This window comes from Mesorhizobium sp. 01N446, assembly GCF_056399285.1.
In genome coordinates, this window is sequence record NZ_JBFTRA010000007.1 from 175657 (window position 1) to 199599 (window position 23943).

General features: G+C 64.2%; 25 protein-coding genes and 1 pseudogene. 14 read left to right on the top strand and 12 right to left on the bottom strand.

Features of this window, described 5'->3' with window-relative positions; genetic code table 11:
* Positions 1 to 69: 69 nt before the first annotated feature.
* The 3 genes from AC1DPX_RS24585 (at position 70) to AC1DPX_RS24595 (ending at position 1812) form a co-directional block, all read left to right on the top strand.
* Positions 70 to 1011, top strand: a complete 942-nt coding sequence (locus tag AC1DPX_RS24585) for a phosphoribosylaminoimidazolesuccinocarboxamide synthase (protein ID WP_477239944.1) — start codon at positions 70 to 72, stop codon at positions 1009 to 1011.
* A 99-nt stretch (positions 1012 to 1110) separates the two neighbouring features.
* The gene (locus AC1DPX_RS24590; protein WP_095201826.1) at positions 1111 to 1506 is read left to right on the top strand and encodes an acyl-CoA thioesterase; all 396 of its coding nucleotides are present in this window, start codon (positions 1111 to 1113) and stop codon (positions 1504 to 1506) included.
* A gap of 123 nt (positions 1507 to 1629) precedes the next feature.
* Positions 1630 to 1812 (top strand): hypothetical protein, encoded by a 183-nt coding sequence (locus AC1DPX_RS24595; RefSeq protein WP_202358276.1) that lies wholly within the window; start codon positions 1630 to 1632, stop codon positions 1810 to 1812.
* Positions 1813 to 1992: 180 nt separating this feature from the next.
* Here AC1DPX_RS24595 and AC1DPX_RS24600 read toward each other — a convergent pair whose 3' ends face one another.
* Positions 1993 to 2361: a winged helix-turn-helix transcriptional regulator gene (locus AC1DPX_RS24600; protein ID WP_477239945.1), complete on the bottom strand. Its 369-nt coding sequence runs from the start codon at positions 2359 to 2361 to the stop codon at positions 1993 to 1995.
* Positions 2362 to 2453: 92 nt separating this feature from the next.
* On the opposite strand from AC1DPX_RS24600, the gene AC1DPX_RS24605 reads away from it, so the two are divergent.
* Together AC1DPX_RS24605 and AC1DPX_RS24610 are read left to right on the top strand one after the other, a co-directional pair.
* Positions 2454 to 3059 carry an NADPH-dependent FMN reductase gene (locus tag AC1DPX_RS24605; RefSeq protein WP_202358278.1) on the top strand — a complete coding sequence of 202 codons (606 nt, stop codon included), beginning with the start codon at positions 2454 to 2456 and terminating at the stop codon, positions 3057 to 3059.
* Between the two features lie 481 nt (positions 3060 to 3540).
* Complete coding sequence (locus AC1DPX_RS24610; protein WP_477239946.1) at positions 3541 to 4695, top strand: sulfite oxidase; 1155 nt, start codon at positions 3541 to 3543, stop codon at positions 4693 to 4695.
* A gap of 109 nt (positions 4696 to 4804) precedes the next feature.
* On the opposite strand, the gene AC1DPX_RS24615 is transcribed toward AC1DPX_RS24610, so the two are convergent.
* Both AC1DPX_RS24615 and AC1DPX_RS24620 read right to left on the bottom strand, forming a co-directional pair.
* Positions 4805 to 5614, bottom strand: coding sequence for an MBL fold metallo-hydrolase (locus tag AC1DPX_RS24615; protein WP_477239947.1), 810 nt, complete (start codon positions 5612 to 5614; stop codon positions 4805 to 4807).
* 70 nt (positions 5615 to 5684) lie between these two features.
* The gene (locus tag AC1DPX_RS24620; RefSeq protein WP_477239948.1) at positions 5685 to 6092 is read right to left on the bottom strand and encodes a winged helix-turn-helix transcriptional regulator; all 408 of its coding nucleotides are present in this window, start codon (positions 6090 to 6092) and stop codon (positions 5685 to 5687) included.
* 97 nt (positions 6093 to 6189) lie between these two features.
* On the opposite strand from AC1DPX_RS24620, the gene AC1DPX_RS24625 reads away from it, so the two are divergent.
* Complete coding sequence (locus AC1DPX_RS24625; protein WP_477239949.1) at positions 6190 to 7179, top strand: quinone oxidoreductase family protein; 990 nt, start codon at positions 6190 to 6192, stop codon at positions 7177 to 7179.
* A gap of 5 nt (positions 7180 to 7184) precedes the next feature.
* Here the strand turns inward: AC1DPX_RS24625 and AC1DPX_RS24630 are convergent, their stop codons facing one another.
* Positions 7185 to 7865 carry a TetR/AcrR family transcriptional regulator gene (locus tag AC1DPX_RS24630; RefSeq protein ID WP_477239950.1) on the bottom strand — a complete coding sequence of 227 codons (681 nt, stop codon included), beginning with the start codon at positions 7863 to 7865 and terminating at the stop codon, positions 7185 to 7187.
* 194 nt (positions 7866 to 8059) lie between these two features.
* On the opposite strand from AC1DPX_RS24630, the gene AC1DPX_RS24635 reads away from it, so the two are divergent.
* Together AC1DPX_RS24635 and AC1DPX_RS24640 are read left to right on the top strand one after the other, a co-directional pair.
* On the top strand, positions 8060 to 8524 hold the full coding sequence (locus tag AC1DPX_RS24635) for a RidA family protein (protein ID WP_477239951.1): 465 nt from the start codon (positions 8060 to 8062) through the stop codon (positions 8522 to 8524).
* Between the two features lie 333 nt (positions 8525 to 8857).
* Positions 8858 to 10063 carry a glycosyltransferase gene (locus tag AC1DPX_RS24640; RefSeq protein ID WP_477239952.1) on the top strand — a complete coding sequence of 402 codons (1206 nt, stop codon included), beginning with the start codon at positions 8858 to 8860 and terminating at the stop codon, positions 10061 to 10063.
* Here the strand turns inward: AC1DPX_RS24640 and AC1DPX_RS24645 are convergent.
* The 4 genes and pseudogenes from AC1DPX_RS24645 to AC1DPX_RS24660 all read right to left on the bottom strand — a co-directional run bounded on the left by AC1DPX_RS24645 (position 10040) and on the right by AC1DPX_RS24660 (position 12560).
* A pseudogene (locus tag AC1DPX_RS24645) lies at positions 10040 to 11312 on the bottom strand (RNA polymerase sigma factor). The gene AC1DPX_RS24640 and the pseudogene AC1DPX_RS24645 overlap by 24 nt on opposite strands.
* The gene (locus tag AC1DPX_RS24650) at positions 11309 to 11713 is read right to left on the bottom strand and encodes a YciI family protein (protein WP_477239953.1); all 405 of its coding nucleotides are present in this window, start codon (positions 11711 to 11713) and stop codon (positions 11309 to 11311) included. Before AC1DPX_RS24650 ends, AC1DPX_RS24645 begins: the two are co-directional and overlap by 4 nt.
* A 149-nt stretch (positions 11714 to 11862) precedes the next feature.
* The gene (locus AC1DPX_RS24655; RefSeq protein WP_202358288.1) at positions 11863 to 12228 is read right to left on the bottom strand and encodes a DUF1048 domain-containing protein; all 366 of its coding nucleotides are present in this window, start codon (positions 12226 to 12228) and stop codon (positions 11863 to 11865) included.
* Positions 12229 to 12230: 2 nt separating this feature from the next.
* Positions 12231 to 12560, bottom strand: coding sequence for a PadR family transcriptional regulator (locus AC1DPX_RS24660; RefSeq protein ID WP_244730753.1), 330 nt, complete (start codon positions 12558 to 12560; stop codon positions 12231 to 12233).
* Between the two features lie 280 nt (positions 12561 to 12840).
* Between AC1DPX_RS24660 and AC1DPX_RS24665 the strand changes: the two genes are divergently transcribed.
* From AC1DPX_RS24665 to AC1DPX_RS24680, 4 genes are all read left to right on the top strand, one after another.
* Positions 12841 to 13719: a DMT family transporter gene (locus AC1DPX_RS24665; protein ID WP_477240098.1), complete on the top strand. Its 879-nt coding sequence runs from the start codon at positions 12841 to 12843 to the stop codon at positions 13717 to 13719.
* A gap of 250 nt (positions 13720 to 13969) precedes the next feature.
* Positions 13970 to 15457, top strand: a complete 1488-nt coding sequence (eglC, locus tag AC1DPX_RS24670; protein ID WP_477239954.1) for an endo-1,3-1,4-beta-glycanase EglC — start codon at positions 13970 to 13972, stop codon at positions 15455 to 15457.
* 35 nt (positions 15458 to 15492) lie between these two features.
* Positions 15493 to 17238, top strand: coding sequence for a type I secretion system permease/ATPase (locus AC1DPX_RS24675; RefSeq protein ID WP_477239955.1), 1746 nt, complete (start codon positions 15493 to 15495; stop codon positions 17236 to 17238).
* Positions 17239 to 18561: an HlyD family type I secretion periplasmic adaptor subunit gene (locus tag AC1DPX_RS24680; RefSeq protein ID WP_477239956.1), complete on the top strand. Its 1323-nt coding sequence runs from the start codon at positions 17239 to 17241 to the stop codon at positions 18559 to 18561. It begins immediately after the preceding gene.
* Positions 18562 to 18595: 34 nt separating this feature from the next.
* On the opposite strand, the gene AC1DPX_RS24685 is transcribed toward AC1DPX_RS24680, so the two are convergent.
* Positions 18596 to 19906 carry a hemolysin family protein gene (locus AC1DPX_RS24685; protein WP_202358293.1) on the bottom strand — a complete coding sequence of 437 codons (1311 nt, stop codon included), beginning with the start codon at positions 19904 to 19906 and terminating at the stop codon, positions 18596 to 18598.
* 103 nt (positions 19907 to 20009) lie between these two features.
* Between AC1DPX_RS24685 and AC1DPX_RS24690 the strand changes: the two genes are divergently transcribed.
* The gene (locus AC1DPX_RS24690; RefSeq protein WP_477239957.1) at positions 20010 to 20219 is read left to right on the top strand and encodes a hypothetical protein; all 210 of its coding nucleotides are present in this window, start codon (positions 20010 to 20012) and stop codon (positions 20217 to 20219) included.
* Here the strand turns inward: AC1DPX_RS24690 and AC1DPX_RS24695 are convergent.
* Entirely contained in the window at positions 20168 to 20875 is a 708-nt protein-coding gene (locus AC1DPX_RS24695; protein ID WP_477239958.1) for an LssY C-terminal domain-containing protein, read from the bottom strand. The two genes, AC1DPX_RS24690 and AC1DPX_RS24695, sit on opposite strands and share 52 nt — an antisense overlap.
* A 110-nt stretch (positions 20876 to 20985) precedes the next feature.
* Here AC1DPX_RS24695 and AC1DPX_RS24700 point away from each other — a divergent pair, with 110 nt between their 5' ends.
* A complete protein-coding gene (locus AC1DPX_RS24700; protein ID WP_477239959.1) occupies positions 20986 to 21705 on the top strand; it encodes a gamma-glutamylcyclotransferase in 720 nt (239 codons plus the stop codon).
* A gap of 7 nt (positions 21706 to 21712) precedes the next feature.
* Here AC1DPX_RS24700 and AC1DPX_RS24705 read toward each other — a convergent pair whose 3' ends face one another.
* Together AC1DPX_RS24705 and AC1DPX_RS24710 are read right to left on the bottom strand one after the other, a co-directional pair.
* Positions 21713 to 22519 carry an extensin-like domain-containing protein gene (locus AC1DPX_RS24705; protein WP_477239960.1) on the bottom strand — a complete coding sequence of 269 codons (807 nt, stop codon included), beginning with the start codon at positions 22517 to 22519 and terminating at the stop codon, positions 21713 to 21715.
* Positions 22520 to 22715: 196 nt separating this feature from the next.
* Positions 22716 to 23756, bottom strand: a complete 1041-nt coding sequence (locus AC1DPX_RS24710; protein WP_477240099.1) for an extensin-like domain-containing protein — start codon at positions 23754 to 23756, stop codon at positions 22716 to 22718.
* Between the last annotated feature and the right edge of the window lie 187 nt (positions 23757 to 23943).

Sequence of the window (23943 nt, forward strand, 5' to 3'; positions counted from 1 at the left end):
TGCATGGGGTCGACAGCTTATGCGAGGGCATCATTTGCTCTGGCCACGCTGCGGAAGTCGGGAAATCATATGCGGACCCTGTCGGATGCCTTCATTCCCGAGCTGCCGGGCCACTACAAGGGCAAGGTCCGCGAAAATTACGATCTGGCGGACGGGCGGCGCATCATCATCGCCACCGATCGTCTCAGCGCCTTCGACATCATCCTGACCTCGATCCCGTTCAAGGGCGAGATACTCACCCAGACGGCGCGCTACTGGTTCGAGGAGACCGCCGATATCTGCCCGAACCATGTGCTCGAATATCCCGATCCCAATGTCGTCGTCGGCACAAGGCTCGATATCCTGCCGGTCGAGATCGTCGTGCGCGGCTATCTCGCCGGCACCACCAGCACCTCGATCCTGACGCGCTACAAGCGCGGCGAGCGCGACATGTACGGGATGCGCCTGCCGGACGGCCTGCGCGACAATGAGAAGCTGGCCGCGCCCGTCATCACGCCAACAAGCAAGGCGGCGGATGGCGGCCATGACGAGCCGCTGTCGAAGGCCGACATCCTCGCGCAGGGCCTGCTCACGCAGCCGCAATGGGACACCGTCTCGGATTACGCCTTAAAGCTGTTCGCCCGCGGCCAGGCGCGCGCCGCCGAGCGCGGCCTGATCCTTGCCGACACGAAATACGAATTCGGCACGGACAGGAACGGCACGATCATCCTGGCCGACGAGATCCATACGCCGGACTCCAGCCGGTATTGGATCGCGGCGAGCTACGAACAGGCGCTCGCAAGCGGCACGCGGCCGGAGAGTTTCGACAAGGACTTCATCCGCTCCTGGGTGGCGGCGCGCTGCGATCCCTACAAGGACCCGATCCCCAGGATCCCGGACGAGATCGTCGAACAGGCCTCGCGCATCTATGCCCAGGCCTACGAGGCGATCACGGGCAAGGCATTCGTGCCTGACATGTCCGGAAAGACAGTTCTCGATCGCATCCGCTCGAACCTGGCGCGCTACTTCTAGCAGCCGGGCGAGGCTTTGCCGCGTTGACGCGTCCGCGCCGTGAGGCTACGGGATCGAGGGCAATCGATCTCAAGCCATCGACCTCGGGGGATTTCTCGCATGGTGCAGTACGCGGACGGACGGCCAATCGGTGACCTGACGCTGCGCACGCTGGCCATGCCCTCGGACGCCAATGCCGCCGGCGACATCTTTGGCGGTTGGGTGATGGCGCAGATGGACCTTGCCTGTGGCATCCGCGCCGCCGAGCGCGCCCGGGGCCGCGTGGTGACGGCTGCGGTCAAGGAGATGTCCTTCGCCAAGCCGATGAAGATCGGCGACACGCTGTGCATCTACACCCATGTCGAACGCGTCGGCCGCACCTCGATGACGCTCAAGGTCGAGGCCTGGGCGCAGCGCTATCTCTCCGACCTGATGGAAAAGGTCACCCACGCCGATTTCGTCATGGTGGCGCTGGACGGCGAGGGCAAGCCGAAGGCCGTTCCGGCCGAGGGGTGACGAGCCCGTCCTCGCGACTCTCCCAATGCAGGCAATTGTAACATCGCCCGCGCGGGCGATGCGTTGCGCGACATCCAATGGTTGCCTTCACGCCCGATCGTACCGGGCGTTGGGGGAGAGACAATGCGTCAACACATACTGAACAGCTGGCTCGTGGCAGCCCTTGTCGCGCTTGCCTGCCTGCTCGGCGTAACCGCCTATGCCGAAGTCAAGAACGACCTTCCGCACACGACTTGCTTGCAAGCCGAGAAGGGTGACCGCAAGCCAGCCGCGACGCCCTGTGATCGCTTGGCGCCGAGAAGCTGACCCGCTGCTTTTGGTTCGCCTTTGATCCGCGATCGTCGTCGTCAAAGCAGCGTGTGTACAGGTCTGCCCCCAGCGCCATATCGCAAAGCTGCCAAGCTGCCTCTAGAGGGGCACGAATTCCCTACCCGACAGGCAATCTCACTCGATGCAAAACTTCGAATCTCCTGCCGTGCAAGGGTTTCAGCTGTGCACGCCGTCGAATTTTTCGCGTGCCTCGCGCACACGCTGCGTGTTCCTGCGCGCCCATTCGCCAAGCGCACTGACCGGTACCAACAGTTCGTGACCGAGTTCGGTCAGTTCGTAATCGACGCGCGGCGGAATGGTCGGAAACACGGTGCGGGTGACAAAGCCGTCGCGTTCCAGGCCGCGCAAGGTGGTGGTCAGCATCTTCTGCGAGATGCCGCCGACAGCCGCGCGCAGCTCGTTGAAACGCAACGGTCCGTGGCCGAGCTTGCCGACCACGAGCACGGTCCATTTGTCGCCGACGCGCTGCAGGATTTCCGAAATCGCGCGGCAGTCTTCGGTGTTATGCGGGTGCCTCAGTAACAAAACGGTGCCTCCTTGCGTCGGCAGTTGACAGTATCTCATATAGCGCCGGTATCTAAACGATACCAGCTTATTACTGGAATGGAGAGCCCCCCATGTCAAAGCCGAAAATCGCCATCATCGTCGGTTCGACGCGCGCCGCGCGCTTCGCCGACGTGCCCACCCAATGGATCGCCAAGATCGCCAAGGCGCATGCCGACATCGACGTCGAGGTTGTCGACCTGCGCGATTTCCCGCTGCCCTTCTTCGACGAAGTCGCCTCTTCCGCCTGGGTGCCGTCGACCAACGAGGTTGCTCAGCGCTGGCAGAAGAAGGTCGCCGAATTTGACGGCTTCATCTTCACCGCCGCCGAATACAATCACGGCCCGACGGCCGTGCTGAAGAACGCCATCGACTACGCCGCCAACGAGTGGAACAAGAAGCCGGCCGGTTTCGTCGGCTATGGCAGCGTCGGTGGCGCCCGCGCCGTCGAGCAGCTCCGCCTCCATGCCGTCGAACTGCAGATGGCGCCGGTCAAGTCGGCCGTCCATATCGCCTGGGGCGATTTCCTGGCCGTGCGCCAGGGCGAGAAGAAGCTTGAAGACCTCGAGCACCTGAACCAGGCGGCAGCCGCGCTGGTCAATGACGTCGCCTGGTGGGCCAAGGCCCTGAAGAAGGCGCGCGATGCCGACGTGGTTGACGAGGAAATCAAGGCGGCCTGAAGCCTTTTTGAGATTATCCTCCCAAGGGATACTGGGCGGCGCTTGCGCCGCCCTTTTCAATTGCGTGAAACCGCTCGTGGCCGGTGGCCCTGTACCAATCCGGATTGCCACACGCACGACACCAGCCCGAAGGCCAAGGATGGGCGGTGAGAGGCTTTGGTGCTGGCCAGACCGGGCCCGTCAGAGCGAATACATCGCGCCGGAAGCGGGTCCCGAGCTGCGACGGAGCGGAAATCGGCCGCAAGGTCGACATATCCCGCCCAAGTTGTGGACACATCCTCTTTCAGGGCGCACTCTTCAAGCACGAAACCCAAGCCAGAGTTTCGCACAATGCCTCACATGCTTGAGACGCGTCGCTGATTGCATGACCCATCCGGATATTTCCGGGTGGGCAGTCGTTTCTTGTGCGCCTGTCCGAGATCAGGCTACGGCCCAAATAGCACGCTGCAGCCCGTTCCGGACCAACTGGGAGGGAAACAGCATGCCTCATCTTCAACGCAGAGAACTTATTCAAGGAAGCCTGGCCGTTGCCGCAATCGCGGCTCTCCATAGCTCGCGTGCTTACGCTTTTCCGACACGGCCCGGCGAGAAAACCATCGAATGGCTCGACAAAATACCGCCGAACCCTGTTCCGGAGGTCATCAAGAACCAACTCGTCTGGGAGGAACTCGATTCCTGGGTAACGCCCAACGACAAGTTCTTTTCAATCGCGCACTTCAACCGGCCGGTCATCGATGAGAGCACGTGGAAGCTCGAAATCGATGGCATGGTCAAAAAGCCGATGGCCCTGACGCTTGCCGACATCAAGGCCCGCCCACGCCAGGAAACCACGTTCACGATTGAATGTTCGGGCAATACCGGCCTTCCGTTTTTCAACGGCGGCATCGGCAATGCGCGCTGGGCGGGCACACCGCTCGCACCGATCCTGAAGGAGGCCGGGGTCCTCGACAGCGGCATCGAGGTCGTCTTCTGGGGTGCCGACGAAGGCGAGATCACGCGAGCCGACAACGTCAAGTTCAAGCAGAATTTCGCGCGCAGCATGTCGCTCGCCGAAGCCATGGATCCAAAAAACATCCTTTGCTACGAGATGAACGGCGCTCCCTTGCCGCCCGACAACGGCTTCCCGGCTCGGCTGATAGCGCCCGGCTGGTACGGGGTCGCAAACGCGAAATGGCTCAAGCGCATCGAGGTGCGCGACCAGCGCTTCGAGAACCGCTTCATGGGACGCGACTACGTCACGCTCCGCGAGGAAGACCATAAAGGCGAGATCGTGTGGGTGGAAAGCTCCGTCGGACGGGCGCGCCTCAAATCGGCGCCGGCCCGGGTCACTCAGGTCGGTAAGAAGTACTGTATTGTCGGAGCCGCCTGGGGCGCGCCGGTCGACCGGGTCGAGGTGAAGATCGACGATGGACCGTGGTTGCCGGCGACCATCGACCATACGGAGGAGGCTGAATTCGCCTGGAAGATGTGGTCTCTCGACTGGCCCAAGCCTTCCGCCGGAGAGCACACCGTCACCTCGCGCGCGATCGACAAGAGCGGCAACATCCAGCCGGCGATGAGTGATCCGTGGATCGCCAAAAAACACACCTACTGGGAGAGCAACGGACAGGTGACACGTCGCATTCAGATCGGTTGACGGGAGCGCCGGTCAAGCCGGCCGTCGATATCCCCTGGGGCGACTTGCTCGCCGTGCGCCAGGGCGAGAGAAGCTCGAAGATGGGCGGCGCTTGCGCCGCCCTTTATGGCTATAGCGGCTCAAATCGAAAGCTGCCGCCGGACCGGACGACGCGGCCGATGCCGGGCGAGTCCAGATGCGCGCCGGCAACGAAGCAATGATCGTCCGCCGCAAGCGCCAGCAGCCGCAACCGGCTCTCGCGCGCCTGATCCTGATCCGTATCGAATTCCCACGTCACCTCGGGCCGATCGAACTGAAGCGACGGGACGTGAACGGTGTCGCCCCAGATCAAGATGCGTTCGCCGCCGCTCGAAGCGCGAAAGCAGCTGTGACCCACTTCATGGCCATGGGCGCCGATAACGTCGATATGTGTCCCGAGACGGTCTCCGGCTTCGAATGGTTCCGCCATGTCGTGAAATCGCTTCAGCCGCGCTTCGGTGCGGAAGAGGCCGAGTTCTTCCCTCGGAACGAGCAGGCGCGCCAGGCGCGGGAAAGCGTCCTGGCCGTCGGCGAGCACAAGACCCTGGATGTGGTCGAGATGCGTGTGGGTGAAGCAGACGGTGCGGATTCGTCCGGCATCGATGCCGGCTTCGTCCAGCGCCTGGGGAAGCCGGCCCATGGTCGGGTGCCAGGCATTCGCGGCACCAGTATCGATCAAGATGACCTCATGCCCATCGTCAATCGCGAAGGCGTTGACGGAGAGCCTGAGTTGACCGCCAACCAACGCGACCTGCTCCGGCAAGTCATCGCCGAATGGCTTGTCGCCGTTTTGCCGGAGCCGCCTGATCGGCATGTCGACATAGCCGTCGCGCAAGGCGGTGATGCGCAGGTCACCAAGAATGTAAGTCTGATAGAGTTCGCCCGAAGCGATGCGGTGCATTTGCTGATCCGTTCTGCAGACAGTCTGCGATGGGGGCGCCGGTGTCGGCAACCCGCAATGTCAGTTCGATCTAGGCCATGTGTGCGTGCCGCACCTGCCGTGGCCGGATGATGCAGTCGGCGAGGCGGTTCGTCTCGTTGAGTTCGTCGGCATGGTGCTGGCCCCACTGGCAGAGCGCGAGCAGGATCGGCTCGAGGCTGAGGCCAAGGCTGGTCGCCGAGTATTCGACGCGGGCGGGCACTTCGGCGAAGATCTCGCGGCAGACGAGGCCGTGCTCCTCCATTTCGCGCAGCTGCTGGATCAGCACTTTCTGGGTGATGCCAGGCATCAGCGCCTTCAGCGCCGACAGCCGCCTTGGGCCATCGAAGAGATGGTAGAGGATGACCGCCTTCCAGCGCCCGGCGATCACCTTCAGCGCGCGCTCCGCCGGCAGCATCGGCAGCCTTTTGATCGGCATTTTCGTGGGCGAACCGGCCATGGTCACCTCCTGGTCAGCAGGGGAGAAATGAGTGTGTAGTCGCGGTCTCGCAGATAGTGGCAAACCAGCGCCGATGCCAGTGCGACCGGAGTTTGCCATGAAAGCCGTTCAATTCAGCCGCTTCGGCGGTCCCGAGGTGCTCGAGGTCTTCGATCTGCCGGCGCCGGTGCCGCAGGCCGGCGAGGTGCTGGTCCGGGTGCGGGCCGCCGGCATCAACTTCTTCGAGGTGCTGATGCGCGCGGACCGTTACGCGGTGACGCCGCAACTGCCGATGTTTCCAGGCGTGGAGGTGGCTGGTGTCGTCGAGGCCATCGGGCAAGGGGTGGATGTGGCGCTTAAGGGAAAACGCGTCGCGGCGCCGTTGTTCGCCTCGCAACGTCCTTTTGGCGGGTATGCCGAGCAGGTGGTGATATCAGCCGATCTCGCGGTGCCGCTGCCGGATGACGTCTCGTTCGAAGAAGCGACGGCGCTGATGGTGCAGGGGCTGACGGCGCTGCATCTGCTGCGCCAGAGCCCGCCTGCGGGCAGGACGGTGCTCGTGCCGGCCGCCGCCGGTGGCGTCGGTTCGCTGCTTGTCCAGCTTGCAAAGGCAAAGGGTGCGGGCAAGGTGATCGCGGCTGCCGGCGGCGCGGGCAAGATCGAGCTTGCCCTGTCGCTCGGCGCTGATGTGGCCATCGACTACACCAATCCGGATTTGACCGCGCGCGTTCGTGAGCTGACAGGCGGGCAGGGCGCCGACATCATCTACGACACGGTTGGCGGCGCGTTGACGGCGCTGTCGTTGCAGGCTTTGGCGCCTGGCGGTGAACTGGTGTTCGCGGCGCTCGGCCGCTACGGGCTCGAACCTTCCGATCTGGAAGCCATGATCGGCCGCAACCAGTCACTGAGGGGGTTCGCGCTGCTGCCGCTGCTGCCGCTGCTGCCGCAGGAGGTGGTGCGGGCGAGCCTGTCGGAACTGTTCCAACTGGCCGCGACCCGCCGGCTGCGGGTCGCGATCGGTGGCCGTTTCCCGCTCGACCAGGCCGGCGAGGCGCACCGGCTGCTCGACGAGCGCCGCTCGACCGGCAAGGTCGTGCTGGTGCCCTGACGGCCTTATCCCGGGGAGAGACCGTCGAGCAGGAAGTCGAGGCCTTTGCGGAAGGCGCCGTCCCAGTCACTGTCCAGGAGCAAGCGAGAGCGTTCGATCGTCGGGTAGCGTTCGCTGGCCAGTCGCTGCTGCGCTTCTGCCCTGTCGTCGTCCGAGAGGTCGAAGCTCGCGCGAGTGACGGTGGCGCCCATCACATAGTTCCAGAGCGACCATATGGCGGCGTTCACATCCGCGTCCGCGACGCCGGCACTGGACAAAATCTTGCTCATGCGCTCCAGGCGACCGAGGATGCTCGGGCCGAGCGCCCGGCGCGGCAACAGGGACGCCGACCAGGGGTGGCGCAGCATGCCGGCGCGCCAGTCTTCCAGCATGTGGACGATTTCCGCGCGCCAGTTTTCAGGCTCGACCATTTCGGGCGGTCCGCGATAATCGAGCACCGAATCGAGAGCCAGGTCGAAGACGTCCTCCTTGCTGTCGACGTGCCAATACAGGCTCATCACGCCCGAGCCGAGGCGATCGGCCAGCCGGCGCATGGTCAATGCGTCGAGCCCTTGCGCGTCCAAAAGGTCTATCGCCGTCGCCACGATACGCTCGCGCGACAGAGGCGGTTCCCCTGATGGCTGCTGCACGGGCTCGCCTGTCCGTCGGGACCGTTTGCCGCGGGCGCCGCTGCGTTTGGCTGCCATCCGTCTTCCTCGCTGGTCGGAACCTCATTTTTGGCAGGCAACGTCAGGAATGTCGATCCTGAACGTTTGACTCGTACGCCGTACTATAGGATGGCTCGTACACCATATGGTACATTGTACTAGAAATGGTCAGAAACTCAATGGTGCCGGCTTCGGGGGGCGTCGCTCGCAGGCCGCGAAGCTCGAGAGAAATCATGTCACGCGCAATCAAGCATCTGCTTATCGGAGGACTAATCATCATGACCACTGCGGCAACGGCCAATGAACTGACCATCGTCAATCCGCGCACCCTCTATGACCCGTCGCCGAACGGCTACAGCACGGCGGTGATCGCGCCGCCCGGAGCCCGGGTGGCCTATATTTCCGGACAAGGCGGCCAGGACAGCACGGGAGGCTTGTCGCCCGATTTCGCCGTCCAGGTGAAGCAGGCCTACGCGAATCTGCGCTCAGCACTTGAGGGGATCGGTGCGAAACCCGATCAGGTCGCCAAGCTCACTGTCTTCGTCGTCGACCACGACATGTCCAAACTCGAAGTGCTGACAAGGAGCGTCAAGGAGATGTTCGGCGACGCGTTGCCGGCGCAGACCCTGGTCCCCGTTCCCAAGCTTGCCATCGACCCGATGCTGTTCGAGGTCGAGGCCGTGGTCGTGCTTGATTAGCAGCGATGCGTACCGCGCTGGTTTTGTTCCTGCGCAACGCCACGCCCACTGGACACTCACTGAAGCGACCACCAGCGGATGTCAGGAAAGACATCGCTGTCGCGCGTGGCCTGTTGGGCATGCTCGATCACAACGGAGAGCAAAAAAGGCGGGCATCACTGCCCGCCGTAGTAAAGATATGGCGCGCCGGGGACTTGCTTCAAGACCCTGCGGCCGACGTAGAACTCCCGCCTTGTCCATCGTCACCGAAACGGGAGTTCGCGAATGCGGGTATTGCTGTCGACATATGGCTCACGCGGGGATGTCGAGCCCATGGCAGGGCTTGGCGCCGAATTGCAGGCGCTTGGCGCCGAGGTGGTGGTGTGCGCTCCGCCGGATGATGAATTCGCGGCGGTGCTCGATCGCGCGGGCGTGCCGCTGGCGCCGGCCTTCTCCTCGGTGCGGCAGTGGGTGACCGAGGCGTTGGCCGACCGATCGGCGGTGAGCCTACCCCAGCGCGCGGCCCAGGTGCTTGCCGGGCAGCTCGACGCGGTCGCCGAGGCCGCAAAGGGATGCGACCTGATCCTGGCGGCCGGCCTGTTCCCCTCCACCGCCGCGGCACGGCTGGTGGCCGAGCAAATGGGTATCCGCTACGTCTATGCAACTTTCTGCCCGATCTGGCTGCCATCCACGCATCACCGGCCGCAAGCCTATCCGGAACACCCTCTGCCGGCTGACGTAACCGACAGCCGGGTCCTTTGGGATCTGAACGCGCAGGCCATGAACGCGATATTCGGCGGAGCGTTCAACGCGCATCGCGCTTCGATCGGACTGCCGCCGGTGGACAATGTCCGCGACCACGTTTTCACCTCTCGGCCATGGCTGGCATCGGACCCGGTCTTGAGCCCGTGGCAGGTGACCGATCTTTGCGATGTGGTGCAGACCGGCGCATGGATATTGCCGGACGAACGCCCGCTTCCGGCCGATCTGCTGGCATTCCTGAATGCCGGACCGGCGCCGGTCTATGTCGGCTTCGGCAGCATGCCGATGCAGGCAGCGAAGGACGCAGCGCTGGCAGCCATCGCCGCGATCCGCGCTCAAGGACGCCGCGCGATTGTCCTGCGCGGCTGGGCGGACCTTGTTCTCAATGACGATCGCGACGATTGCTTCATAGTCGGAGACGTCAACCAGCAGGCGCTGTTCCCTCGCCTTGCCGCTGTCGTCCATCATGGCGGTGCCGGCACGACGACAACGGCGACCCGGGCCGGCGCCCCCCAGATCGTCGTGCCCCAGATAGCCGACCAGCCCTATTGGGCGGGCCGGGTGGCCGAGCTCGGCATCGGCGCGGCCCATCAGGGCCCGGCTCCGAGCTTCGAATCCATGTCCGCCGCGCTCGGCCGGGCGCTATCGCCTGAGGTCTCGGCGCGTGCGACCAACGTCGCCAGTACGGTTCGTTCCGACGGAGCGGCAGTCGCCGCGAAGCGGCTTCTGCGTACGGCCGAGAAAGGGGCGGCTGCCGGCACCGATGCGAGGAGGTCAGGAACGGATGCCTTGAGGTGAACCCGCGCGGGCGAGCAGCAGGGCGCGCTCCCTCTCATTGCCGGTCAATTCCGCGGCCTGCCGGAATGCGGCGCGGGCTTCCGCCTGATGTCCCAGTTTCTCCAGGAGATCGCCGCGCACCGTGGGCAGGAGATGCGAGCCCTTCAGGCGCGGCTCGTCCTTCAAGGCCTCGACGATGGCGAGGCCCTGCGCCGGCCCGAACGCCATGCCGACTGCCACCGCCCGGTTGATTTCGACGATGGGCGAGGGGGCCGCCAAGGCAAGGGCCTGATAATAGGCCGAGATCGCGATCCAGTCGGTGTTGGCGGCCGTTGCCGCGCGGCTATGGCAGGCGGCGATCATCGCCTGCAAGAGATAGGGGCCGGGTGTCGATGTCAGGGCCATCGCACGGTTCAGGCCGTCGAGGCCGCGCCGGATGAGCGACCAGTTCCAGCGGGCGCGGTCCTGGTCGAGCAGCAGGATCGGTTCGCCCGCCTTGCCGATGCGATCGGGGAAGCGCGAGGCGTTGAGTTCCATCAGCGACACCAGACCCTGCACCTCGGGCTCATCAGGCATCAGCGCCATGCGAGCGGCCAAGGCGCAGCGCCTCGCCACAGAGATCGGCGCGCAGCCAGTCCGGCCCCGTCGTTGCCACATAGCCCTCGTTGAAAGTGAGATAGACCACCTCCAGCACGACGGCGAGACGTTCGCGCCGCTCCTGCCCGCGCGGCGTCTCGAAAGGGATGGCGGCATCACGAAGGGTGCGCTTGGCGCGCACGATGCGCTGGGCGATGGTGGCTTCAGGCACCAGGAAGGCGCGGGCGATCTCGGCCGTCGACAGCCCGCCCAGCAGGCGCAGAGCAAGGGCCGCGCGCTGCTCGGCCGGCAATACGGGATGGCAAGCGATGAAAATCAGCCGCAAAAGGTCGTCGTCGATATCCTCGTCGAGCGCTGCCTCGATGTCAGGCATTTCGCGCTCCAGTTCGGCGAGGTCGATGGCGAGTTCGCGATGCTTGCCGTCGATCATGGTGGTGCGGCGCAGCCGGTCGAGCGCCCGGTTCCTGGCGACCTCGGTCAGCCAGGCGGCCGGGTTGCGCGGGATGCCGTCCCGGGGCCAGCGCTCCAGCGCCAGCAGGAAGGCATCGCCGGCGACCTCCTCGGCCAGCCCGATATCCCTGAGATAGCGGACGAGCCTGGCGATGAGCTTGGGCTGCTCGATCCGCCAAACCGCTTCGATGGTGGCCGCTTCGATGGTGGCTGTGGCCGTCAACCCATCAGCTCGCTAAAGCCTTCCGCCACCTTCTGGACGTCCTCGGGGAAATCGCTCATCTCGAAGACGCGGCGAACCTCGATCAGGTCATTCTCCCCGGCGGGGCAGCGGCGGGCCCATTCGATGGCCTCTTCACGCGAGCGCACGTCGATCACCCAATAGCCGCCCAGCACTTCCTTGACCTCCGCGAACGGGCCGTCGGTGACAATGGGCTTGCCGGCCTTGAAGCTGACCCGCGCGCCCTCGGACGGCGGATGCAGCCCGTCGAGCGCCAGCAGAACGCCGGCCTTCTTCAACTCTTCATTGTATCGCATCATTCCTTCCACCGCCTCGGCGCCGGGCCTGACGTCGGCCGCCGCCTGTGCGTAGCCGCCGGGGATCATCAGCATCATGAACCGCATGGTCTTCTCCTTGGTTGGGTTGGTTCGATGATACGACGAACGAAGGGTGACGGAATCGACAGCGGTGCGAGGAAAAGTTCAAATCCCTGATCGTCGGTCGAGGCCGCTCCGGGGCTTCGGAGCCCCGGCCTCTTATCGATGAATATCCGTTACGGCGCATTGTCGGCGACGCGGTCAATGGCGTCGATCAGCCGTTTCCGCTCCTTGTTGATCCACTGGCCCTCCGCGTAGTTCTGGAGAAACGTTTCGACAAACTCGACAGGGTTCTCGCCGACGATCGCGCGGATCGGGGTTCCGTGCGCGGCGCTCTGTTCGAAGAGGTCGATGAGATCCTCCAGCATCGACACCATGGTGTCACCGTTGGTGATCGCCCCGAAATACATGAGGTACCGGTCCAGCGCCTCGATCGCCGCGCGATAGTTCGCCGGAAGCTTTTCCGTGCGCGCCTTGTACTGCCAGTAGCGTTTCTTCTGCTCTATCGACCCTGTGATCTTCTCGATCCATCCTGTGACCATGTCTATTTCCTTTCCGTGTTGAGCTGTTCGAGCCGTTCCGCGAGGAAGTTCCACGTCCTCCAGAACTCTTCGAGGTCGTCCCGTCCCCGGGCGTTGATCGAGTACACCTTGCGGGGCGGGCCCTTCTCGGACGGGATCTTCTCCACGTCGACGAGACCCTTCTGCTCGATCCTGACGAGCAGGGCGTAGACGGTGCCTTCGGCGATGTCCGAGAAGCCCTGGTTTCGCAACAGCGCCGTGATCTCGTAGCCATAGGCGCGCCGCGCGGACAGGATCGCCAGGATGATGCCCTCCAGCGTGCCCTTGAGCATCTCCGTCATCTGCTTGCCCATGGAAGTACCTCTCATGCTACTCAGTGATGATGAGTAGTGGTACTTAGCATCGCTTAATAGTGATCGTCAAGCCCTGCCTTCTCGACCGGCCGGCGCCGCCGCCGGTACCGGACAAGTTGTTGCAAGGCCTGCCGTGGAAGCCTCGGCCGATCGAGTTGGACCGTCATATGGGCGGGGCTGCCATCTGGCCCTGTGCTTTTGCCCTGATATGTCAGCGTGCATCCGTCACCTCGAGTAAGCCCGCGTGAAATCATCCAGCCTGGCCGGCGTCGTCTCCCCCATGATCCCGGTGCTCGTCTGCGCGCTTGGCATCTTCCTTCTGTCCGGCATGGATGCGGCGATGAAGGTGCTGGTCATCGCTGTCGGCGTCTACAACACGGTTTTGTGGCGCAGCATGCTGGCGACCTTGGTCGCGGGCGCGGGCTGGCTGGCAGGATCGCGCTCGCTTCCCGCCCTCTCGGTGCTGAGACTGCATGCGCTGCGGGCCGTGGTGGTCGGCATTGTCCTGCTGTGCTTCTTCTGGGGGCTTGCAAGGCTGCCGCTGGCGGAGGCTATCGGGTTGAGTTTCGTGGCGCCGCTGTTTGCGCTCCTGCTGGCCGCGCTGCTTCTGGGCGAAAGGATACAGCGCAAGGCGATCTGGGCCTCGCTTGCCGGCATTGCGGGCGTCGTGATCATCGTGGCCGGCCAGTTCGGGCAGAAGGCCTATGCCGGCGATGCGCTGCTCGGCACCGCGGCAGTGCTCGTATCGACAGTGTTCTACGCCTACAATCTGATCCTCGCGCGACGACAGGCGCTGCTGGCCAAGCCGATCGAGATCATGCTGTTCCAGAATCTTTGCGTCGGGCTCATGCTTGGTCTTGCCGCACCCTGGCTCGCCATTGCGCTGCCCAGCAATCTCTGGCTTCCGCTCGCCGGGGTGACGGCCCTGTCGCTCGCCGGCCAGTTCCTGATGAGCTGGGCCTATGCGCGCGCCGAAGCGCAATATCTGATCCCGACCGAATATTCAGCCTTCATCTGGGCGATCGCGCTCGGCTGGTTCTTCTTCGACGAGGCGGTGACCTGGACGACGCTGGCCGGAGCCGGCCTCATCGTGGCCAGCTGCCTGATCGCCGCGCGCTCGAATCCGAGGCTTGCCGAGCCGATCGAAGTCGCGGTTTGAATGGCAGTGCGCAAGTAGATCGGCGCCTACTGTATTTTTATTAAATGTTTCGCCGGTCGAATTACGATCTGTAGACCATTCGTCGGATTGTTGTGCTTCCAGCCCGGAAAACATCACTGAATGGTCGATGTGATGGGGAACTCTGTGGCAAGTTCCTGGAGCGGTATCGTGCCGGCAATTTTGGTCCGGATGCGGTCGCTTGGAATCGAGCGATCCGAGCGGGCCCGGCATCACGAGGAGGATTTATCCGATGAGCTTCTTCGTCAATGCCCTGGGCGTTCCTCTTCCCTACAGCGGCGCTTCCACCCATTGGTATTCGGCGGCAGGGGCCGGGCCGGACTTGTACGGCAGCTCCGGAAACGACTCCTTCTACGGAGCATCCGGTGTCACCATGCATGGTGGCGCAGGCGATGACATCTATTACCTCTATGCGGCGAGCAACAAGGTGGCGGAGGCCGCCGGGGCAGGCATCGACACGATCAGCACATGGATGAGCTACAAGCTCCCCGACAATGTCGAGAACCTCGTCGTCACAAACGCCAACAACTATGCTTTCGGAAATGGTTTGGACAACATCATCACCGCCAAGGGCGGGCACCAGACCCTGGACGGCGGCGCGGGAAACGATGTCCTGATCGATGGTGGCGGCGGGTACGACACTTTCATCATCTCGAAAGGCAATGGCAGCGACCTGATCGCGAATTTTGCCGCCACCGACACGGTCCGTCTTAGCGGCTATGGCTTCACGTCGTTCGACGCCATCCACGCCAACATGATCCAGGCGGGTTCGAACGTGCTGTTGAACCTCGGGTCCGGCGAGATCCTCGAGTTCAAGGACACGACCATCGACAAGCTGCAGCCCAGCCAGTTCGAATTGCCGATCGACAAGTCCGGAATGCAGCTCTCCTTCAGCGACGATTTCAACACGCTGAACCTCCACAACAGTCAGGGCGGCACGTGGGACACCAACTTCTGGTGGGGCGCGGCGAACGGCAGCACCTTGAGCAGCAACAACGAGCTGCAATGGTATATCGACGCCAATTACGCACCGACGAGTTCCGTCCACCCGTTCAGCGTGAACAATGGCGTGCTCACCATCACCGCGGCGCAGGCGCCGGCTGACATCAAGCCGCTGATCAACAATTTCGAATACACCTCAGGCATCCTGACGACCCACGACACCTTCTCGCAGACCTATGGCTATTTCGAAATAAGGGCCGACCTGCCCGAGAACGCCGGCGCCTGGCCGGCCTTCTGGCTGCTTCCGGAAGACGGTTCATGGCCGCCGGAACTCGATGTCGTGGAGACGATCGGCCAGGCCCCGAACTCGTTGATCATGACGGCGCACTCGAATGAAACCGGAACGCACACCAAGGTGACGTCGACGGTGAGCGTCTCGGACCCCGCCGGTTTCCACACCTATGGCCTGCTCTGGACGCCGGACAAGCTCGTCTGGACCTATGACGGTGTAGAGGTCGCCGAAGCGGCGACGCCCTCCGACATGAACAAGCCCATGTACATGCTGGTCGATCTCGCTGTCGGCGGCCTGGCCGGCACCCCTCCGGACCATCTGGCCACGCCGGCCGAGATGAAGATCGACTACGTCCGCGCCTATACGCTGGACAGCGCGCCCGCGAACGCCCTGAACGTCACCAGCAGCACCACCACGACGCAGAATATCGCCACGCACAGCAGCAGCGCGCTGCATGGCGGTTCCGAGTTTGGGGGCCACGCGTAAGGTCTCGGGAACATGCAGCGTCGGGGAATGTGGAAATGACTGGACCGTCCGGCCTGCGTCCGGTCTTCATGCGCGCCATCGCCGATGTCGGCGTCTTCTCGCTGTTAATCAACATCCTGCTGTTGGTGATTCCACTCTACCTGCTGCAGGTCTATGACCGCGTGCTGCCGTCCTCCAGCGTCGAAACGCTTGTCTATCTTTCGGTCATCGCGGTTCTCGCGCTCGCTTTCCTCGGGTTGCTGGACGCGATCCGCGCCGTTTATACGCAGCGCGTCGCGGCGACCCTCGACCGGAAACTGGGCGCCAGCACATTCGCCGTTTCGCTTGGCGCTAGATATGCCGGGGGCCTGTCACCGCTGCGCGACCTCGCCTCTGTCTGCGCCTTCATCCGGTCGCGCGGCGTGGCGGTGTTGTTCGACCTGCCTTTTGCGCCCGTCTTCCTCGCCTTGCTCTATCTCATCCATCCGGTGCTGTTCTGGGTGACGGTCGCCGGGGCGGTGCTTCTGCTTTTGCTGGTCGTGGCCAACCAGCTTGCCATCGGCAGGAACGACGCCCTGTCGGCCGAGCGTTCGGCCCTGGCCAGCCAGGCGGAACAGGCCTTTGCCCGCAATGCCGAGACGCTCCGCGCCATGGGCATGGTGGAGAACGCCGCGCGGGTCTGGGGACGGCACGTGGCGGCAGCGCTCACCTTGCACGACCGTTCCTCGAGTGCCAATGCGATCTTCAGCGGCGCCTCTCGGGCGCTGCGCATGATGCTGCAACTGGCGATCCTCGGCGCCGGCGCATGGCTGGTGCTCAAGGGGCAGATGACGGCAGGCATGATCTTCGCCTCCTCGCTGGTGTCGTCGCGCGCGCTGCAGCCGCTCGACCAGTTGATCGGCGCCTGGCGGCAGATCGCCGACGCCCGGCGCGCGTGGAAACGGCTGGAGACGGCGCTTGCGGCGCGTCCGGCTGAAGCGCGCAAACTGATCCTGCCCGATCCGGCAGGGGCGATTTCCGTGCAGGACGTTTTCTTCATGGCGCCGAATGCGCAGCCCGGCACCGAACCCATCCTCAAGCGGCTGAACTTCCAAATTGGCGCCGGCCAAGCGTTGGCCATCGTCGGCCCGAGCGGCGCCGGCAAGTCGACGCTGGCGCGGTTGCTGGTGGGTGCTGCCCGGCCGACCGGCGGCGCGGTCAGGATCGACGGCGCCGACCTCAGGACCTGGGACGAAAACCAGCTCGGAAAGCATGTCGGCTACCTCGCGCAGGAGGTCGAGCTCTTTCCAGGATCGATCGCGCAAAACGTCGCCCGCTTCGACCCAGATGCGGATGACGCCGCGATCGTCGAGGCGGCAAGGCGGGCTGAGGCGCATGAGCTGATCCTGGCGCAGCGGGACGGCTACCAGACATTGATAGGTCCGTCGGACAGAATGCTGTCGGGCGGCGAACGCCAGAGGATCGGGCTGGCGCGCGCCTTCTACGGCAATCCCAGAATTCTCGTCCTGGACGAGCCGAGCACCCATCTCGACGGCACGGGCGAAGCGGCGCTCGAGGCGGTCCTCGCCGCCGCGAAGGCGGCCGGCGTCACCATGGTCGTGATCACGCATCGCCCTTCGATCGCCGCGTCCTGCGACCGCGTGATGCTTCTGCGTGGCGGCGCGATCGAAGCCTTCGGCCCAAGCAGCGAGGTGCTGCGGCATTCGGCTGTTGGCAAAGGCCTGCCCGCGCAGCCGAATACGGTGGTGACAGGGTCCTTCGCCACGACGATCCGCACGCACAACGTCCGTTTCGGGTCGTAGATGATGGCGGTGCAGAGCCTCGCCTGGGAGGGCAACCCGCGTACCAACATAAGGCGTGTCGCATTCGCCGGATACGCGGCGACAGCGCTGTTTGCGGGTTGCTTTGGCTATTGGGCCGTCAGCGCGCCCTTGTCCGGGGCGGTGATCACGCAAGGGACGATCTCGGCGACTGGGGGGAACATCCTGATCCAGCACCCAGACGGCGGCATCATCGAGGAGCTGCTGGTCCATGACGGCGATCGCGTGCAACAGGCCCAGGATCTGATCGTGCTGGATCCGACAGCCCCGCGGGCCGAGCTCAACCGGCTGACGAGACAGTCGATCGCACTCAGGGCCAGTGCGGCGCGGCTCGAGGCGGAACGCGACGGGTTGGACAGGCTCGCGCCAATCACCAAACCAGCGCCACCTCTGCTCCAGCCCGATTTCGACGCCTTGATTCGAGAACAGCAAAAGGAATTCGATGCCAGGCTCGCGCGGTTCCGATCGGAACAATCGATCCTTGCCCAACGCCTGGCCATGCATCGGCAGTCAGTCGTGGGATTGCAGTCGCAGAAGGAGGCCGTCCAGCAACAAGCCGAAATCGTGAAGAAGGAGCTCGGCATCAAAGCCGGCCTGCTGGACAAGGGCCTCACAAATCGTACCGAATACTCGCAGCTTTTGCGCAGCGAGGCCGATCTCGTCGGGCAGGCCGGTATGCTGGAAGCCAATGTCGCGGCGGCCAACACCCAGATCGTCGAAGCCCAGGAGCAGATCGAGCGCCTGACCACGCAACGCGTGGAGGAGGCGCTGACGAAGCTGGACGAGGTTCGTCCCAACCTGGCCGACATCGAGGAACAGATCAGGGCGGCCGAGGCGGTGCTGCGGCGCACGACGATCAAGGCACCGGCCGCGGGCATCGTGGTGTCTTCGACCTATAATGCCAGGGGCAGCGTGATCGCGCGCGGCGAAAAGATCATGGAGATCCTGCCGACGGCACCGGGTCTGATTGTCGAAGCAAGGCTGCGGCCGAAAGACGTCGATCAGGTCCGTGTCGGCCAGCCGGCGAAACTGCGATTGTCCGCCTTGAACACGCGGCTCACCCCCGAGGTTTCTGCCACCGTGGCACAAATCTCCGCGGACCGGCTCATCGACGAGGCCACGCGCGAGCCCTATTTCCGCGTCAAACTCAGGATTGCCGGCGACCTGCCACCCGGCGTGAAGCCCGAGCAGCTTTATCCGGGAACGCCGGTCGAGGCGTTCATCAGCACTGGCGATCGGACTTTCCTAGAATATCTGGCACGGCCGATGGTCGATTCCTTCGCTCGCGCGTTCACGGAGCGGTAGCCGGCCGCGCAATCCGAAGTCGACATTCAAACAATCAGCGTACCGCCTCGCGGTGGGTGCCGGGCAGGCGGGTGGCGATCAGCTTGTCGATGCGGCGGCCGTCGAGGTCGACCACTTCGAAGCGCCATCCTTGCGCGTCGACGCATTCGCCGGTCGCCGGCAGATGGTGCATATGCGACAGCACATAGCCGGCGACCGTCTCGTAGTCGCGGTTTTCGGGAAGGTCGATGCCCAAAATCTCGGCCATTTCGTCGGCCTGCATATAGCCCGCCAGCAGCCATGAGCCGTCCTCGCGCTTGACGGCGTTTTCTTCGTCGCCGGCATCGAGGTCCGCCCGGAACACGCCGGTGATGGCTTCGAGAATATCGGCAGGCGTGACGATGCCTTCGAAATGGCCGTATTCGTCATGCACCAGCGCCATCGGCACGTCGGATTCCTTGAGCTTGTGCAACACGTCGAGCGCGTCGGCCTGGTCGTAGACGATGGGAGCGGCGCGCACATGCTTGCGCGGGTCGAGCGTGCGGCCGGCAAGGATCGCGGCCAGCACGTCGCGCGTCTGGACGACGCCGACCATGACATCGACGCCGCCGTCACCCGCGGGCAGGCGCGAATGCTGGGTTTCCATCAGCAGCTTGCGGATCGTCGTGTCGTCGGACTGCAGGTTGATCCAGTCGACCTCGGTGCGCGGCGTCATCACCGCACGCACGGCGCGGTCACCAAGCCGCATGACGCCGGCGATCATGCGCCGCTCGTCGGATTCGATGGTGCCGTGATGCTCGGCCTCGGCGACCAGCATCTTGATCTCCTCGTCGGTGACCTTCTCCTCGCTTTCGCCGCGCTGGCCAAGCAGCCACAATATGGCGCGGCCGGAGATGTCGAGCAGGAATACAAGCGGCGCCGAGATGGTGGCGAGGATGGTCATGGCCGGCGCGGCGCGGGCGGCGACCCGCTCGGGATCGCGCAGTGCGATCTGCTTGGGCACGAGTTCGCCGACGATCAGCGAGAAATAGGTGATGATGGCAACCACGATGCCGACGCCGAGCGGATCGGCGACGCTTTCGCGCATGCCTGTCGTGGCCAGGAACACGGACAACCGGTCGCCCAGCGTCGCGCCGGAGAAGGCGCCGGAAAGCACGCCGACCAGGGTGATGCCGATCTGCACGGAGGAGAGGAACTTGCCGGGGTTGGAGCCAAGATCCAGCGCCCGGCCGGCGCCGTTGACGCCACGGTCGATCATCGCCTTGAGCCGTGCCGGGCGCGATGAAACGATGGCGAGTTCGGACATTGCCAGAAGGCCGTTCACACAGATGAGGACGACCACGATAGCGATTTCGACGTATAGCATGAGGGCTCAATAGCATTGCGGCGGGCCGCTCGAAAATAGCGGGCCGCCATTTTTAGAATATGACATGTGTCTTTCAGGCATTATCCCGGGCCCGCGCCGAAAAGTGTTCGACGAGAGCGTCGACGACCACACGGATCTTGGCGCGCCAGATTGCGTGTCACCGGCAGATGGTATGCACGACGAGGTGCCGCAGGCCTTGCAGCATCTGGAAAAAGGGCCGTTCGGCAAGATCGTGATCCGCACGACCGACCCGGCGTCCGATCATTGCGGCTGCTTCAGCACGCCGATGATTGCCTTGCCGTCGGTGAAATAGGGATCGCCGCCGCCATTGCGGCCGGTCCTGGTCGCGCCGATGCCCGGCAATTCGCTGGTCGACGCCAGCAGACCGGCTGCGTTGAGGTCGCCGATCAGGAAGTCGCGCTCGGCGTCGATGTCGGGACCGATGTGATGGGTGATGGCGCCGGTGTCGTGGCTGAGGCCGACGCCGCGATCGAAGCTGGCGGCACCCAGCCAGAGCGGGCGGCCGTCATCGCCGACCGTACCCGTCTGCCAGAAACGGACGTGGTGGCGCCGGTCGGCGCTGTCGCCGACCGGCTTTTCGAAAGCGAGGTCCTGGGCACGGCCCTCGAACAGCAGCCGGCTCATCGGCGCGTCGGGATAAGGACGGGAAAACAGGACGCTTTCGCCGATGTCGATGGCGGTTCTCAAGGTGACGGCATCGGCTGTGTCCCAGCCGGCGACGGCGAAGGCATGGACCACCTCCTTCTCCGTGCCGACAAGGCCGACATTGATCGGGTCGCCGGGAATGCCTTGCGGCGTGTGCGTCACCATTTCGAAGCGCTGGTCGCGAAAGCCGCGCTCCCGGAACGTCCAGAATTCCGGCGCCGCGACATAGGCAAGCGCGACCCAGGCGCCGAGCAAGGACGCCAGCCAGATCATCGCGCGTCGCCGAAGGCTTCGTTGGCTCATGAGGGAGGCTCGATTCGTGCGGTATCTGTTGCCTGACAGTCCATGGAAATCAATGGCCAGCGATGCGCAGCTGGTCTATCGTCGGCCGTCGTTTTTGCACGGGGGCAGGAATGAAGGGGAAACCGGCAGGCCGCGGACCGATGGCGTTGACCGCCGACCTTGTCGCCAGGGTCGAGCGCATCGAACCGGATCCCGGCCCCGAGCCTGGAACAGCCAAGCATACCGACGCGGAGTTCGACGGCCTTGTCGAGCAGCTCTTGTCGCAATACCGGCCCGAAGCGCTGTGGGTGTTTGCCTACGGCTCGCTGATCTGGAATCCTGAATTCGTTCCTGTCGAGCAGCGCCCGGCCACGGCGCCAGGATGGCACCGCTCATTCTGCCTGAAACTGACCCGCTGGCGCGGCACCCGCGAATTGCCGGCGCTGATGCTGGCTCTCGACCGTGGCGGCAGTTGCAACGGCATTGTCTACCGGCTGCCCGTGGAAGATCATTTTGGGCAACTCGGGCAGTTGATGCGCCGCGAGATCGATGCCAATCCGCCAACCAATGTGCCGCGCTGGATCAAGGTCCGGACGAAGGAGGGTCCGCTACGCGCCCTGGCCTTCGTCGCCGCGCCGGACGGCAGGGCCTATGCCGGACGGCTGCCGCCGGAGCAGGTCGCGGATACGCTGGCGCGGGCCGCCGGGCATTGGGGCTCGTCGGCGCAGTATCTCTTCCGGACCGTCAGCAAGCTGGAGGAAAGCGGTATCCACGACCGGAACCTCTGGCGCGTCCAGGATCTGGTGGCACGGCAAATCATCGCCTCCACCGCTGGCGCGGAACCCGCCTGATCATTCGCTACCGGCAGGCGCGGTAGCCGCTCTTGCGGTTCTTGACGTCGAAGTGGAAATGGTTGCGGTGGTCGTAATTGTAGCCGGGCCCAAGCACTGTGGTGAAATACTGGCAGCCATCGGCGCGGACATTGTTGAGGAAGCCGCGCGTGCGGAAGGCGAACAGGCCGGGCTTGCGCACATCGATGTCGTCGCCATTGTTGAGCTCGATGCTCATCACGTCGAGCGCATTGCCCTTGCCGTGCTCGGACAAGACGCCTTCGCCGGCGATGTTGCGGCAGGAATAGCTCGAGCCCTGGTGGATGGTCTTGACGCCGGAGAAGTAGCGCCAGCGGGCGGAAGGGACGAGTTCGTTCTTCGTCCAGGCGGCGAAGGTGGCGGCCATGTCGCAGGTCAGCGTCGCGGCGGGCTTCATCTCGACACTGCCGATGGCCGTGACCTTTACAGGATAGTCGATGCCGCACTGGCCTTCATGGATCGGCGCCAGGTCGGTGTAGGCGACATCGAGGCGCTTCAGCTGCTGGCGGCAATCGATTTCGCTGGCCGGTATCTGTTCGACCGGCGACATCGGCTCATCCATACGCGGATAGGCGGCCTGCGTCATGTAGGGATTGGAAGGAACAAGCTTCTGCATGCCGGCATATTGCGGCACGGCCGCGGTTTGCGCGCCGACATCGACCGCCGGCTGCAAGGACAGCACACTGCCGGTGTTGCAGGCCGAAACCGCCGCGAGCGTGAGGCCGGAGGCAAGCAGCATCGCGGGTTTCGATCGGCGCGCGGTGGCGGAAAACACGGCGCGAAATTTGCCGGCCATTGGCGGAATCCTAGTTCGAACCTGATCGCGATCAGGTTCTCACTTTGCCTGACCATGATCTTTTCCGAAAACCGGTTCCCACTTTTCGGGATCATGGTTCGGATATCCGGCATTTTAACGATCAAGGGTAAAGGAAAACTCAGCGCCCGCGTTCACGCCTGCGGCTGAATTGAGGCACACAACCTTTCGGCTTAACTCACTGGCAGAAGGTGCCGCCGTGGCGGCGGGGCTCGAGATCGAGATGGAAGTGCAGCGCGTGGTCGGCGTCGGCGCCCGGTCCGAGCACGGTCTTGAACGGACCGCAGGCGGCCTTGCGCACGGCGTCGAGGAATTTGGCGTCCTTTTCGGGCGGCGCCGGGCCGACCTCGATCTTCGTGCCGTCGGATAGGGTGAAGCTGGCGATGTCGAGCGCGTTGCCGAAGGCGTGCTCCGACAGTTTCCTGGTGCCGTGGCGGGGGCGGCAGACGAAGGCCGAGGCCTGGTTGATCGATTTGAGGTCGGCGCCGAATTCGGCTTTCGCCGCCGGCTGGATGACATTGGCGGCGAACCGCGCCGCCGCTTCGGCCATCGGACAGTTGAGCTCAGTGCCGGGGGCAATGGCGATCGACTTGCCGAGGCTCTTCAGCATCAGGGGATAGGGGATCGAGCAGCCGATTTCGGGACTGCTTTCCGCCTTGTGCTCCTCGAATTCGACGCCGAGCGCCTTCAGCCGCTCGCGGCAGGCGACTTCTTCGACGGGCATTTTTTCGCCTGGCCGGTCGGCCGAGCGCGGGTCGGGAAGCATTTTCTCATCGCCGGCATCCGCCGGTTTTGTCGGTGGCGGGGCTATGGCGGGAGGCCCAACCTCTGGTTCCTTGGTGTCGGGCCTTTGTGTCGGGATGGGCACCTCGGCTAGCGGCTCCGGCTCGCTTTCCGTTTCGGTTGACGGCTCTCGGGCCGATGGTTCGGGGCCTGACGGCTTGGGAAGTGCCTGCTTTGCCTGACGAGACTTTTCCTGATTGAGCTGGTCGGAGGCGTCCGGGGCCTTCGGACCTTGCGTCTTTTGCTCTTCTGCCGGTGCGGCGTCGGCCTTGGGCGTGTCCGTGGGACGCGGCTCGGGAACCGGAGCATCGGCGGGCGAGGCCTGCTGCTCCTGCGTTTCCTGTGGCGTCTGCTTTGGCGGCTGTTTGCCCCGCGTTCTCACGCGCTGTTTGACCCTTGGCGGCTGGTTCAGGCGCTGTGTCGACGACTGATCGATCCGAGGGGATAACGGCTGGTAATGCCGGTGACGATGTCTGGCGTCGGCCGGCGTCGCCAGCAGGACCGCAGCCGCCAGAGGCAGCGCCAAGGTGCAAAGTCGGGAAAAGCTCAGCGTTGCCATCGCTCCGAAACGGCGCCGGCATGCCGAGGTTGCCTGGACGGACACTTTCCCCCGATCACAATCG

Bases quoted from the DNA above. Each gene is read 5' to 3' on its own strand.
- AC1DPX_RS24585 (WP_477239944.1), top strand. From the start codon at position 70: ATGCGGACCCTGTCGGATGCCTTCATTCCCGAGCTGCCGGGCCACTAC.
- AC1DPX_RS24590 (WP_095201826.1), top strand. From the start codon at position 1,111: ATGGTGCAGTACGCGGACGGACGGCCAATCGGTGACCTGACGCTGCGC.
- AC1DPX_RS24595 (WP_202358276.1), top strand. From the start codon at position 1,630: ATGCGTCAACACATACTGAACAGCTGGCTCGTGGCAGCCCTTGTCGCG.
- AC1DPX_RS24605 (WP_202358278.1), top strand. From the start codon at position 2,454: ATGTCAAAGCCGAAAATCGCCATCATCGTCGGTTCGACGCGCGCCGCG.
- AC1DPX_RS24610 (WP_477239946.1), top strand. From the start codon at position 3,541: ATGCCTCATCTTCAACGCAGAGAACTTATTCAAGGAAGCCTGGCCGTT.
- AC1DPX_RS24615 (WP_477239947.1), bottom strand. From the start codon at position 5,614: ATGCACCGCATCGCTTCGGGCGAACTCTATCAGACTTACATTCTTGGT.
- AC1DPX_RS24620 (WP_477239948.1), bottom strand. From the start codon at position 6,092: ATGGCCGGTTCGCCCACGAAAATGCCGATCAAAAGGCTGCCGATGCTG.
- AC1DPX_RS24625 (WP_477239949.1), top strand. From the start codon at position 6,190: ATGAAAGCCGTTCAATTCAGCCGCTTCGGCGGTCCCGAGGTGCTCGAG.
- AC1DPX_RS24630 (WP_477239950.1), bottom strand. From the start codon at position 7,865: ATGGCAGCCAAACGCAGCGGCGCCCGCGGCAAACGGTCCCGACGGACA.
- AC1DPX_RS24635 (WP_477239951.1), top strand. From the start codon at position 8,060: ATGTCACGCGCAATCAAGCATCTGCTTATCGGAGGACTAATCATCATG.
- AC1DPX_RS24650 (WP_477239953.1), bottom strand. From the start codon at position 11,713: ATGCGGTTCATGATGCTGATGATCCCCGGCGGCTACGCACAGGCGGCG.
- AC1DPX_RS24655 (WP_202358288.1), bottom strand. From the start codon at position 12,228: ATGGTCACAGGATGGATCGAGAAGATCACAGGGTCGATAGAGCAGAAG.
- AC1DPX_RS24660 (WP_244730753.1), bottom strand. From the start codon at position 12,560: ATGGGCAAGCAGATGACGGAGATGCTCAAGGGCACGCTGGAGGGCATC.
- AC1DPX_RS24665 (WP_477240098.1), top strand. From the start codon at position 12,841: ATGATCCCGGTGCTCGTCTGCGCGCTTGGCATCTTCCTTCTGTCCGGC.
- eglC (WP_477239954.1), top strand. From the start codon at position 13,970: ATGAGCTTCTTCGTCAATGCCCTGGGCGTTCCTCTTCCCTACAGCGGC.
- AC1DPX_RS24675 (WP_477239955.1), top strand. From the start codon at position 15,493: ATGACTGGACCGTCCGGCCTGCGTCCGGTCTTCATGCGCGCCATCGCC.
- AC1DPX_RS24680 (WP_477239956.1), top strand. From the start codon at position 17,239: ATGATGGCGGTGCAGAGCCTCGCCTGGGAGGGCAACCCGCGTACCAAC.
- AC1DPX_RS24685 (WP_202358293.1), bottom strand. From the start codon at position 19,906: ATGCTATACGTCGAAATCGCTATCGTGGTCGTCCTCATCTGTGTGAAC.
- AC1DPX_RS24695 (WP_477239958.1), bottom strand. From the start codon at position 20,875: ATGAGCCAACGAAGCCTTCGGCGACGCGCGATGATCTGGCTGGCGTCC.
- AC1DPX_RS24700 (WP_477239959.1), top strand. From the start codon at position 20,986: ATGAAGGGGAAACCGGCAGGCCGCGGACCGATGGCGTTGACCGCCGAC.
- AC1DPX_RS24705 (WP_477239960.1), bottom strand. From the start codon at position 22,519: ATGGCCGGCAAATTTCGCGCCGTGTTTTCCGCCACCGCGCGCCGATCG.